The organism is Sulfolobus acidocaldarius SUSAZ (assembly GCA_000508305.1).
In the GTDB taxonomy this organism is placed as follows: domain Archaea; phylum Thermoproteota; class Thermoprotei_A; order Sulfolobales; family Sulfolobaceae; genus Sulfolobus; species Sulfolobus acidocaldarius_A.
This window is the reverse complement of record CP006977.1, coordinates 2,012,852-2,024,851: the sequence shown is the minus strand read 5'-3', so window position 1 is coordinate 2,024,851 and position 12,000 is coordinate 2,012,852. Positions and strand designations below refer to the sequence as shown.

Sequence of the window (12,000 nt, the reverse complement as noted above, 5' to 3'; positions counted from 1 at the left end):
TGATTATCCCTCTTATAATCTTCATTCTTTCTATTCTTATTGCGGTAATTTCTTTCTTTTTCAATAAGAAAGTGTTAGCGGGGATATTGTCTATAATATCTATAGGTGTAAACATATATTTTGGACTATCCTATGGTTTATACTACTCGGTATTCATTCAAAATAACATAGGAAGCTTCGGGTTCACAGTAAATGATCTCAATCTTGGCTTCATAATAACAATACTGATAGTGACTCTAGTAACTGCCTACTATTCCCAAAGATACATGCAGAAAAAGTTCCACGAAATGGGTAAGGAGAATTGGGGTCTCTATTACGGATTATATAGTCTTTTTGCTATTTCGATGCTTTACGTTGTAGTTTCAATTAACTTGCTGGAGTTATACATATTCCTTGAAATAGCATTGGTAACCTCATTCCTATTAATCTTGTTGTACGGTTATGGAGATAGGAGAAGGATAAGCCTTATGTATTTTATATGGACTCATGTAGGAACAATACTCACTTTGACTTCTATTGTTGTCCTAGGTTTGACTACAGGTACTATGGATATTTATTCATCATATGGTGTGCTAAACAACTACTCTGTAATCAATTACTCTCTGTTAATTTTCGTTATTGGAGTTATTGGTATGTTGGTTAAAGGGGCTATAGCCGGATTTAACATATGGTTGCCTTATGCCCACGGTGAAGCTCCTACTCCCATCTCAATTCTACTGAGTCCTAACATGGTAGGTTTAGGTATATTTACTGTGATGATTTACTTCTATCTATTCCCCTCACTCAGTTGGTTAGCACCAATCTTCATTGGATGGGCTGTAATTACTATGATATATGGTGGATTAAATGCCATGGCTCAGAAGGACTTCAAGAGATTTTTGGCTTACTCTAGTGTCTCTCAAATGGGATATATGTTACTTGGTGCATCTGTCGGTTTCTTTGTAGGTTTAAAAAGTAGCATTTTATCCCTACCACTAGGTATCATAGCTTCCATTTTGATTTATGTATCCCACGGTTTCGGAAAGGCAATACTTTTCGCCAGTGCAGGAGCAGCAATAACTGAGCTAGAAGAGAGAAATATAGACAAACTAGGAGGCTTATATCTTATCTCACCTGCACATACAGGTCTATCATTTATTGGTCTCTTAAACATTTTAGGCTTACCACCATCTGTGGGTCTAGTGAGTGAGATACTGCTACTATTGTCAGTTGGTCAACTGGCAGGTACAATTAGTTTAGGCTGGTTGGCACTATTAGTTGCATTATTGATGATAGCTATTGGCATATCCTCAGGATATGGTGGTTATCTTTTCAAGAAAGTTTACAGTGGTGTCAAGGAGTTTAAGGTCAACATGGATTCAGCTCTAGAGTACACTATTCCCATGGTGATATTGGCATTCTGTAGCGTGGTCTTCTTCTTCTTCCCTCAATTGCTTGTACACTCACTGAATAATTTCTATGGGATAGGGAGTGTACTAACATCTTCGTCATATTATTTCTTTGTTTTAGCATTCCTTCCTGCTATAGGCTCGTTAATAGCATTAATAACTCCTAAAAGCTTAAATCAGGATGTTAGAGGCGGTATAGTAGTAGGTTTAATAGGTATTTCTTTGATTTTAGCTGTCTTAAATCTAATAAGGTCAATACACTCACCCCTATTCTATCCAACAGAAACCTATACTACATTTAGTTACTTCTCGTTTAGCTCTTCATTACTTCAAGCTATTTTAGGTGTCTTTGTTTCAGGTCTATCATTCTTTATAGCTCTATATAGTATAGGATATATGAAGGAGGACCATGTACTAAGGAGATACTGGGGTTTCTTTGGATTCTTCGTCACATCTATGCTTTCGGTTGTTTACTCAAACAACTTGCTGTTATTCTTAGCAGGTTGGGAAGGAACGAGTCTAGCATCTTATGGATTAATTAGTTATTGGTTAGATGATAATGAGAGGAATGTTGTTGGTGACTTCGGAAGACGTATATTTGGTATAGAGTACTTGTCTAAGCCCACAAATAGTGGAATAAGGGCAATGATATTCACCAGACTTGCTGATGTAGGTTTAGCAATAGGTCTAGGCTACTTATTGTTCTTAACTTCACTAGCCAATCCTTACTTTGGAAATATGGCATTATTTGATGGAGTGTTTAAAGTTATCCCTCTAGTTTACACCCTACCTTATGCTTGGCTTATACTCTTCTTCATATTGATAGGAGGAATAGGAAAAAGTGCTCAATTCCCATTAACTCAATGGCTTCTAACAGCCATGACAGGTCCTACTCCAGTTAGTGCCCTTATACATGCAGCCACCATGGTAAACTTAGGAGCCATATTAACGTTCTTCCTGTATCCTTTCCTCGTATATCCAAGTCCCCAAACAACACTCCTATCGGCTATTATGATGGGCGTTTCACTATTTACTGCGATTTACACTAGCACCAATGCTCTGGCATCCAATGAACAAAAGGTGATTCTAGCCTATTCCACAGCAGACCAAATATCCCTAATGATACTATCCTCTTCAACAGGTGCATTTCTTGCCTCTGTCTTTAACAACTCAATTTACTTAACTGCTGGAATACTAGTTGGGCTAGTTCAAATGTTAGCCCATGGAACCTATAAGGCATTGTTATTTATGAATGCAGGTAGTGTAATACACTTCACGGAGAATAGATACACTGGAGTGTTTAGGTCTCTATATAAGAAATTGCCTTCCATTTTTGTCTTACAATTAATAGGGGCATTGAATCTAGCCAGTATTCCTCCATTAGTTGGTTTCTGGGCTCATAATGCCATCGGTGATCTAGTTAGTGATGCTGGTTTAATATACCTATATATGTTAGTCGAATTCCTAGGAGGATTCTATATAGTTAGGTACATAGTAAAGACGTTTTTGTGGGGTAAGGGTGAAGATGTTCATGAAGAAGGTCATATAGGTCTAACTATGGTTACTGCAGCTTCCATATTAGCCTTGGCATCTGTAGTTTTAGGTGTCGTATATTACTTCTTCCTACAGCCATTCTTCGGAAACTTAGGGTTGATCTACAGTGGATTCGATTTGTCCTCTTTGCTTTCTGCGGTTTTAGGCTTTGTTTTAGCATTTGTGATTTACATGAGAGGATTCGATTTCAGTAGAGTGGCAAAGCCTTTGGTAGATTTTCTGTACTATGGATGGTTCATTAATCCCGCTTTAGACGTGTTAGGTAACTCAGGCTACAGATTCGCTCAGGGTGTTTACAATAAGTTCGAATATGGTCTTGTTGATATGTCTCTGAATGTTAAGTTGCCGAGAAGTCTTGTTGGTGCTGGAGGTGTTCTTGTAAATAAAACAAATACAGGTGTATTGAGAGACTACGTGGGGCTTTACATAGCAGGTTTTGTAGTTTTAATAGTTATAGTTCTTCTTGTGGTTATGGTGATGTGAAATGTTGAGTGAGTATTTACCAATAATTATTCCTTCAATATTTCTCGTAATTCCCTCAATTGCAATACTATATATGGAGAAAAGGTTTAGTGTTGCTGTTTATACTGCAGTTATAGGTTTACTAATTTCATTTCTGTCTTTTACACTATTTTTCTCTCTAGGCTACTATAACTACGGAGTATTCAATAACGCGTTATATTTAACAAAATTTGGTTACTTTATTTCAATTTCGTCACTGATTGCTACTATTCTTGTAGTATTAGGAAGTAGTAATGATCTGAAAAACTGGGAGACAGGTACATCATTTCTGTCTTTATCTCTGTTGACTAACGTAGGGGTTATCTATTTAGCCTTTGCGTATAATGTTCTGGTGATTTTCGCTTCTTGGGCTATTGCTTCTGCTGCAACTTATGTTATAGCCATGTTAAAGAAAGATTACCAGTCTGTTGAGGCTGGAGTTAAATACTTGGTAATGGGTTTACTTTCAAGTTCTCTGATGATTATTGGTCTAGCATTTTTTGTGACAGCTGGAAATACATTATACCTTGATCCAGTCATATCATATCAACCATTAATTGTTTTATCAATAATATTCTTCTCTATAGCATTTCTCTTTAAGATAGGCGCATTTCCTTTCCAGGGATGGTTACCAGAAGTATATTCTTTAGCAGACAGGTTCTCAGTAGGTTTTGTATCAAGTGTAGGTAAGATAGTAGGAATAGAGCCATTACTAGTAATTCTATACTATTTAATACAGGATAACTCTTCTTCCCAGGTGATATATCTCACTGTTGTTATCCTCTTCTCCATAATTTCTGTGCTTAGCTTAATTTTCGGTAATATATCTGCATTTTCAAGAAAGGACTTTGCTCAAATTTTAGCCTATAGTAGTATAACGCAGGTAGGTTTCATGGTAATTGGAATAGCAATGTTGCCTGTGAACATGAATATAGCTATATCCGGTTTAATGGTCTATCTTCTATCCTATTCAATCGCTCAGGCAGGACTATTCGTTTCACTGAGCCATGTGGAGAAGATAACGGGAAGTAGCTATTTTGAGAGTTTTAGAGGAATGAGTAGTGGGGATAGAGTTTTAGCCTTTTCAATGACTATTTTGCTTCTAAGTTTACTGGGTATTCCACCCATATTAGGATTCTGGGCAAAATTATTTGTCCTTGAATCATCATTTTCTCAGCCTTGGCTGACAATTATAGGGTTCATAAACAGTGCAATATCCGCAGGATATTATATTCCGCCCATAAGGGAGATATTTAGAGAGGGACAATTCAAAAAGGTTGATTCCCCAGAGAGAGATAGTGTAATTGTAGCAGCAGTTTTAAGTATAGCATTAGGTATAATCTCTCCATTAATATTTGGAGTGTTGGTATGAGATGATAAGGACAGCAATTTTAGGAGTCGGCAATGTAGCTAGTGCTTTAGTTCAAGCCCTTGAGATGGTTAAACAAGGTGAAAAAATTCAAGGTTGCCTCACTAGTTTACCCTATAAACCTGAGGAAATTGAAGTTGTCGCCGCTTTTGATATAGACAAGAGAAAAGTTGGGTATAAACTTAGGGAAGCTATATTTCAAAAGCCAAATGTAGTTCCTAAATACGTAGACGTTAGAAATGATGTCGTCGTAAAGAAGGGGGTCGTTTTAGACAGTTTGGAAGGAATATTAGAGAGGATTATTGAATTATCGGATGAGAAAGAGAGTGACATATCACAAGTATTAAAGGATGAAAAAGTAGACGTTGTTATAAATTTACTACCGACTGGAGTTGTAAAGGCGAGTGAATATTATGCTGAGGAGGCATTAAAAGCCGGATCAGCCTTTATCAATGCAACTCCCACAAGTTTAGTAAACCAATTCTCTAGTGCATATAAGGAGAAGGGGATACCAATATTTGGAGACGACCTATTAAGCCAAATTGGAGGTACATCACTTCATACAGGTCTAATAGAGTTTTTAAAGAGCAAGGGAGTTCAAGTTCTTAGAACATATCAGGTTGATATTGCAGGAAATACTGAGGTTCTCGTTACTTTGGAAGATTGGAGAAAAGACTTAAAGAAAGGTATAAAGAGTCATTTCATATCTAAACATATTGATGGTGCTGAAGTTGTTGCTGGAACAACTGACTATGTTGAATTTTTAGGAGATAGAAGAGTGAGCTACATTGTAGTTGAGGGTTTGTATTCATTTGGAATTCCTGTGAGAATTGATGTCTCATTGAAATCACAGGACGCACCAAACGCAGTAGCTCCTTTAGTGGACTTAATTAGAATAGCTAAAGTGTTAAAAGAGAGTAGGGTTGGAGGTTCAATACCAGAGGTTTCCGGTTACTACTTCAAAAAACCTCCTGTTGTTTACTCATCGATGGAGGAGTCCCGGAAGGTCTTGTCGGAGTATATTTCTAAATTCACGAGTTAATAAATACACATAAAATGACTGTATTTTTTGTATTTCCTCTTCTTCTTAATCTTATTCAATTTAAAAATTGTACACCTTAAATCCTAACTAAATCTGCTCTCTTTATAAGTTCCTCATAATTTATCTCAATTTTTCTCTCTTCTTCTAGTACCTTATTTAACTGGGACTTTACGATAGATTTAGTTGAGATTATACAATACTCAGGTAATTTTGAGGAGTATTCGAAGGTGCCTATTTTACGGGACATATGGATTATTTCTTCTTTATCGAATCCTATTAAGGGTCTGAAGACAGGTAGATGTATATCGTACTCCGTTACATATAGGTTAATCATTGTCTGAGAGGAGACTTGTGACAGAGATTCACCTGTAGTTATGGAGTAAGCCCTTAACTTGTTAGCCAAAACTCTTGCCGTATTATACATTATTCTTTTCAGGAGTAATATCCTTAAACTAGGCTCTGCAGTTACCAGTTTTGACGTGATGTCTAGTCCGTTAATGAAGTATACATTTATGACGTTATTACTACTCCACTGCTTTAGAACGTCAACCTCCTTTAGAACTAAATCTCTTTGAACTTTTCCACCTAATTCAAAGTTAAGTAATATTGGTCTAACTCCTCTTTTCATAAGCATCCATGTGGCTACGGGGGAATCGAAGCCACCACTAAATAGGACAACTGTTTTTCCTGTTGAGCCTACTGGAAATCCCCTAGGTCCATCATTTTCAACCGTGTAGACGTAACCATAATCTTGTCTTAATATTAGGTTAATCTTAACATCGGGATTTTCTAGGTCTACTCCTAGACTATAAGGGTACAGAGCATTGCCAATTTCTCTGGTTACATCCATACTGTTAAAGCTGTGGTTGCCAACTCGCTTAACTTTCACAGCGAATTTTTTTCCTTTAATTGTCTGACTAAACCTGTCCTTTACGAAGTTCACTATGTCTTGAATCGAGGAAAAACTAAATTCATAAACTTCAAAATATTTAGATATTCCGAAGACTTTAGATAATTTAGAGTAGTCGTCATCTGTATTTAAAATTATTATGCCTTGATCCACTTTATATGATTTAACTCTGATAACTTTCCCAATGTTTTTTATTAATATTCTCTCGAATCTCCTTCTGGAGCGAGATGACTTTATAGCAATTTCTCCAGACGGAGTAAGCGCTATGAGTGGCATAAGCTAAAGTTTGAGATATGGTTTTTATAGCTTTGTTGTCTCACTACTTTATATCTGAAAACTCTATCGTATTTAATTAAAATATATTAAACACACTCTCGTCGAAAATTTTTTATGGCTGGTTTAATCAATATAGACATGCCGCGGTAGCTCAGTTGGCAGAGCGCCGGGCTGTTAAATCCTTACGGACACCCGGTGGTCGGTGGTCCGAGTCCACCCCGCGGCGCGTCTACAAAACTGATTATTTGAATTATATTAATATCATGACTTAGCTGAATTTCTTGCTAGTTTAAATTGGCAGGCTTTTACATCGCTGAGTATACCTTTAAGGTAAGTCAATTTACTTATTAAACTTGTATTGAGCTTCCCTGAGATCGCTTGCTTATAGTGAGACTGTGCTATTTTCTTCTCCTGTAAAGTTAGGGTCGTCTTTCTCATACCAGTTAGATATGGAGGAACTGAAGCAGCATTGCCTGTGGCATTGTCACTTTCTCATACCAGTTGGATATGGTATATACTACGAAAAATTCATATTTGTAAATATCATATTCTTGGATATGATATTTATAGATAGGGAGAGAATTAGAGGCAATCAGAGGAAGACTTAACTCAGATAAACTGGAGCTAATTTTAATTTATGGCAGGAGAAGGATAGGTAAGACGTCATTGGTTCTGGAAGCAATTAAAGGATACTCATCAGTATATTACAAAATGATGAAAGCCTCGCCTTTCAAGGCGGGGAGGAAGTCAGCTAAAGAAGTTAGAGAGAATAGGGATAGTTGAGAGAGAGGTTCCTGTCCTGGAGAGCAAAAAGTCCAAGAAGGGTAAATATATTATTAAGGATAAGTTCGTAAACTTCTGGTTTAGGTTCATATATCCCAATCTCAGTGAAATAGAAGAGGGAATATTTGAAATAAGTGAAAAGGAATATAATGAGTATCTAGGGAGGATATTTGAGGAAGTTGCTGTCTAGTACTTAAAAGAGAGATATAGGTTAAATAAAATAGGCAGACATTGGTATAAGGATGTGGAAATTGATATTTTGGATAAGGAGTTGAAGTTAGCTGGAGAATCTGACCTCCTCCCCGCCCTAAAGGGCGAGGCTTTCCTCGTTTTGTAAAATTGTTATGAAAAACATTGATCAGTTCTCACACGGCTCTATCATCTTTCAAGCCGGGGTTCTGTCATCACTTTTCCTATAAGTTTCTTTAGCCATAAAACATTGTCTAATGCTTAATATTTTTATTTCTTTATAAACTAGTGCTAAGTAGAACCATAAAAATGATGAAAATTTCTGTGAAGATCAGTGAATTATCCTAGTCCAGCTGATTAACTTTGTGGTTTGGATTTCAGAACAGACAGTGTTGAATAAAATTCTTGTCCTGCAGGTACTACTATTACTGTATTACCTCTCTGTGAGATATCTGTAAGCATTTCCAAGAACCTAATCTGTAACGCTACTGGATTGCTAACATAGTATTGTGATGCATCAGCTAATATGGAAGCAGCTTGTCTTTCTCCTTCGCTTGAAATAACTTTTGCTCTTCTTATCCTCTCAGCTTTTGCTTGTTCTGCTATCGCTGACAGGAGTTCTTGTGATAATCTTATATCCCTGACAGTCACCTGTGTAACTTTTATTCCCCACCCCTCTGTTATCTCATCTAAGATTGACTGTAATCTCTTGTTTATTTCTTCTCTTTTTACAAGGATTTCATCAAGCTCCATCTGACCTATAATATCTCTTAGTGATGTTTGAGCTAGGTTCAATACGGCGTAGTTATAGTTAGCTACTGACAGAATAGTTTTCATTGGATCAATTACCTTATAGTATAATACTGCGTCAATAGTTACAGTTACATTGTCCTTAGTAACTGTGGTCTGAGCAGGCACGTCTACTGTCACTATTCGTAAGTCCACAACTATTGGTCTATCCACAAATGGGATAAGAGTTATTATTCCTGGTCCTTTAACTCTTATTGCCCTTCCTAATCTCAATATTACTGCTCGCTGCCATTCGGCTATAACCCTAAGGGAAAGAGACAATAGAATTATGATAATTATCAAAAGGAAGACTATTCCTATTATATCTCCTATACTAATAGCCATATTATAATATTTTATTTAATGTTTAAATCTTATGAGGAGAGCAGAAATTACCACTCCTATAAGGAAACTTGATATATAGATCAAGATTAGGTATTGTGAAGGATAATTACTTTTATAATTCACAGAATTTTTAGCATTAGAAAAGAATGACGAAATACCATTTTTGAAATCATAATGTGATAAAAAGTTTGCTAGAGAATCGTATGCAGATTTAAGGGAGGATATTAAGGAGTTCAATGCGGGTGCTGAAACATAATAGGTAGAAGATAGGGTGAAATTACCCGGGTAATATACTACATAAAGGGATGGAGAGGTATTAAAGTATGCATAACCTGAACTATCTGTTGTTATATTGGAGAGGCTATATAACCCGTTCAAACTCACCCCATAAAGCTCTACTTTCTGCCATGTTACAGGTTTGTTGTTGTACGTCAATCTGACAGATATCGATGAGTTATTCGAGTTTACAATAATATCTGGTTTTACCGGCCAAAGTACAGAAGGAGTAGGATCACCTGGTCCTATTACAACCGATGGCTTAAACAAATTTGTTAGGTTGCCCACAGAGTTTATGCCTATTACAGTTTCTGCAGTATCGAGACCTGTGGATAATGCTGAGGGTACTAGTGTTAATGAATTTCCATCCTTAAAATAGAGATTAGCATTAGCAGTTGTAATCAATTGCACACTACTGCCCCCTCCAGGTCCGCCGAATACCAATTCCAAGTCATTTGGAAGTCCTATCGCTGAAAATCCGCCTATTCTAAAACTCCCTGTTAAAGGTAACTGATAAAATATTCCGCTATGACCATTTATATAATATCCGAAATATAATGAGGAGGAGTTTACTATCATAAATAATTTGATTTGAAGTGGTATTTTCACTATATATGAGGGTCCTGAATACAATATGACTCCCAAGTTTTGATATGTCGTCTCAATTCCCTTGGATAGGTTTAGATTAAACGGTCCTAGAAGGTTCCAGATATTTACAACTAAACTAGCGTTAAATGTTGTTTTATTTATCTGGCTGAATAATATTACATCCTGTGCCCAGTATATTCCATTTATCATCGAATTCAACTGGAGCGAGGCGTTACCTGTTGTTAGATATTGACCATTAGATAAGTAGGAGTTTCCTATATACAGGGAACTAATATTAATCTCTCCTAAAACTTCTTGTGTCTGATATATAGAAAATAAAGGGAAGAAAGATACACCTATAGGGTAAGAATTTATGGCTTGAGAGTTTGGCAATAGTGGAGTAACTGTTAAAGGCAATATAAGCATTACAATAATCAGGAAAACTCTTATGAGCATTGAAAAGTATTTTTAGATCGAGGAGTATTAAATATTATGGTAGTACATGATCCCGTGTCGATAATAATAATTGTTGTAGTCATATTGGCTTTAATACTTACTGGTCAATACACTAACCCTATTGTTGCAATTCCATCACTTGCTGTAGTTGGTTTTTTGCTCTACAGGGTTGTAAACGTAATATGGACAACAAGGAAGAGGAATTCGTATACCTATGAGGGCAAGATAGGAAGGGCAGTTGATGATATTTCTCCAGGTAAGGAAGGATATGTCTTGCTAGAGGGAGAATATTGGAAGGCGATTTCTAATGAACCAATATCTAAGGGTGATGAGGTAATAGTAATAGGAATGCAGAATTTAAAACTAATAGTTAAAAAATATATACGTGTTAGAAGTTAACCTTAAAATTTTGGACGTGCTAAGAGGTTATCCTAACTATATTGTTCAGATTGAAGGTAATAATGTAACTATAGATTATGTACCGCCGTCTATTTCTGAAGCAAGTGGCGTGGACATGGATGAAGATAGTAAGCCCATAATCAGAATATGGGGTGTTATAGAGGGAGAAAAATTAAAGATTCTGAAAGCAAGTGTAATTAAAGGGGAGGACAGTAGAGATTTAGACGAATCTGAAATCCAGTTTTGGTTAAGTTATGTGGATCAGGGGGGTGGTTGATATTCCGTATATTTTTGTCTATGGTTCATTAAGATTTGGTTTTGAGCTAAATCATTTTTTGAAGAACAGTAGATTTGTGGGTTTAGGTTTAGTGGAAGGTTATAAGATGTATGATCTTGGGAGCTATCCAGGAGTGGTAAGGGGAGACAGTGTGGTACATGGAGAGGTCTATGAGATAGATGATAAGTTGTTAAATGTTTTGGATCAGGTTGAAGACTATAGAGGATCTGCTGATGACCTATATATTAGGGAAAAAGTCAGAGTGTATTTTGATGACAAGAGGAAATATTATTTAGATAATGTTTATATTTATGTTTACAACCAAGATATCACAGGTAGAGACGTAATAATAGACGGTGACTACTCTAAATACGTAGGCACATCAACGTTATTTAACTACTTTGCATATGCGGAGAATACTAATGACGAGATATTAAAAGCTAGAGGAGTAAAGAAAATATTTAAGAAGATTCCAGTGAACTTACCAGGTTATAAGATAGTATTTAATGTTAAATGTAAATGGGGACATTGTGCTAATCTAACAAAGTATGAAAATGGAAGAGTGTGTGGTTATCTATTAATGATATTAGAGGATGAATTGAATGTACTTGACAGTGCAGAGGAGCATCTTGTGAGGTATATTAGAGAGGTGTTTAAAGTTTATGATAATGATGGTAAGGAATATTATGCATGTGCATATGTTGCCCCTAATATATCTGGGGAACATAACCCGACTGAGGAGTACAAAAGATATATACTAGACGGACTGAAAGGACACTGTATTAGTTCAGGACTTTGATGATGAAGCCCGCCATCAACAGATAAGTGAAGAGGGAACCCGAGGCTGAGAATAAAAGC

Annotated in this window: 11 protein-coding genes and 1 tRNA gene; 9 read left to right on the top strand and 3 right to left on the bottom strand. The window is 36.4% G+C overall.

The window, feature by feature from the left end:
• The first annotated feature begins 2 nt into the window (after positions 1-2).
• From SUSAZ_11015 to SUSAZ_11005, 3 genes are read left to right on the top strand one after another with little or no spacing between them, the layout of a single operon-like run.
• Positions 3-3,425: an oxidoreductase gene (locus tag SUSAZ_11015; GenBank protein ID AHC52352.1), complete on the top strand. Its 3,423-nt coding sequence runs from the start codon at positions 3-5 to the stop codon at positions 3,423-3,425.
• 1 nt (position 3,426) lies between these two features.
• On the top strand, positions 3,427-4,815 hold the full coding sequence (locus tag SUSAZ_11010; GenBank protein AHC52351.1) for an NADH:ubiquinone oxidoreductase subunit N: 1,389 nt from the start codon (positions 3,427-3,429) through the stop codon (positions 4,813-4,815).
• Between the two features lies 1 nt (position 4,816).
• On the top strand, positions 4,817-5,854 hold the full coding sequence (locus SUSAZ_11005; protein AHC52350.1) for a myo-inositol-1-phosphate synthase: 1,038 nt from the start codon (positions 4,817-4,819) through the stop codon (positions 5,852-5,854).
• Positions 5,855-5,930: 76 nt separating this feature from the next.
• Here the strand turns inward: SUSAZ_11005 and SUSAZ_11000 are convergent, their stop codons facing one another.
• On the bottom strand, positions 5,931-7,040 hold the full coding sequence (locus SUSAZ_11000; GenBank protein ID AHC52349.1) for a tRNA sulfurtransferase: 1,110 nt from the start codon (positions 7,038-7,040) through the stop codon (positions 5,931-5,933).
• Between the two features lie 140 nt (positions 7,041-7,180).
• Here SUSAZ_11000 and SUSAZ_10995 point away from each other — a divergent pair.
• The 3 genes from SUSAZ_10995 (at position 7,181) to SUSAZ_10985 (ending at position 7,823) form a co-directional block, all read left to right on the top strand.
• A tRNA-Asn gene (locus tag SUSAZ_10995) sits at positions 7,181-7,266 on the top strand.
• A 169-nt stretch (positions 7,267-7,435) separates the two neighbouring features.
• Positions 7,436-7,648, top strand: coding sequence for a hypothetical protein (locus SUSAZ_10990; GenBank protein ID AHC52675.1), 213 nt, complete (start codon positions 7,436-7,438; stop codon positions 7,646-7,648).
• Positions 7,649-7,706: 58 nt separating this feature from the next.
• Positions 7,707-7,823, top strand: a complete 117-nt coding sequence (locus SUSAZ_10985; protein AHC52674.1) for a hypothetical protein — start codon at positions 7,707-7,709, stop codon at positions 7,821-7,823.
• 546 nt (positions 7,824-8,369) lie between these two features.
• Here the strand turns inward: SUSAZ_10985 and SUSAZ_10980 are convergent.
• Together SUSAZ_10980 and SUSAZ_10975 are read right to left on the bottom strand one after the other, a co-directional pair.
• Positions 8,370-9,146, bottom strand: a complete 777-nt coding sequence (locus SUSAZ_10980; GenBank protein AHC52348.1) for a hypothetical protein — start codon at positions 9,144-9,146, stop codon at positions 8,370-8,372.
• Between the two features lie 15 nt (positions 9,147-9,161).
• Positions 9,162-10,466, bottom strand: a complete 1,305-nt coding sequence (locus tag SUSAZ_10975) for a thermopsin-like protein (GenBank protein ID AHC52347.1) — start codon at positions 10,464-10,466, stop codon at positions 9,162-9,164.
• Between the two features lie 36 nt (positions 10,467-10,502).
• On the opposite strand from SUSAZ_10975, the gene SUSAZ_10970 reads away from it, so the two are divergent.
• From SUSAZ_10970 to SUSAZ_10960, 3 genes are read left to right on the top strand one after another with little or no spacing between them, the layout of a single operon-like run.
• Entirely contained in the window at positions 10,503-10,865 is a 363-nt protein-coding gene (locus tag SUSAZ_10970) for a serine protease (GenBank protein AHC52346.1), read from the top strand.
• Positions 10,852-11,142, top strand: a complete 291-nt coding sequence (locus SUSAZ_10965; protein ID AHC52673.1) for a hypothetical protein — start codon at positions 10,852-10,854, stop codon at positions 11,140-11,142. Before SUSAZ_10970 ends, SUSAZ_10965 begins: the two co-directional genes overlap by 14 nt.
• A 1-nt stretch (position 11,143) precedes the next feature.
• Positions 11,144-11,941, top strand: coding sequence for a gamma-glutamyl cyclotransferase (locus SUSAZ_10960; GenBank protein ID AHC52345.1), 798 nt, complete (start codon positions 11,144-11,146; stop codon positions 11,939-11,941).
• Positions 11,942-12,000 lie beyond the last annotated feature (59 nt).

Bases quoted from the DNA above. Each gene is read 5' to 3' on its own strand.
- SUSAZ_11010 (AHC52351.1), top strand. From the start codon at position 3,427: ATGTTGAGTGAGTATTTACCAATAATTATTCCTTCAATATTTCTCGTA.
- SUSAZ_11005 (AHC52350.1), top strand. From the start codon at position 4,817: ATGATAAGGACAGCAATTTTAGGAGTCGGCAATGTAGCTAGTGCTTTA.
- SUSAZ_11000 (AHC52349.1), bottom strand. From the start codon at position 7,040: ATGCCACTCATAGCGCTTACTCCGTCTGGAGAAATTGCTATAAAGTCA.
- SUSAZ_10980 (AHC52348.1), bottom strand. From the start codon at position 9,146: ATGGCTATTAGTATAGGAGATATAATAGGAATAGTCTTCCTTTTGATA.
- SUSAZ_10975 (AHC52347.1), bottom strand. From the start codon at position 10,466: ATGCTCATAAGAGTTTTCCTGATTATTGTAATGCTTATATTGCCTTTA.
- SUSAZ_10970 (AHC52346.1), top strand. From the start codon at position 10,503: ATGGTAGTACATGATCCCGTGTCGATAATAATAATTGTTGTAGTCATA.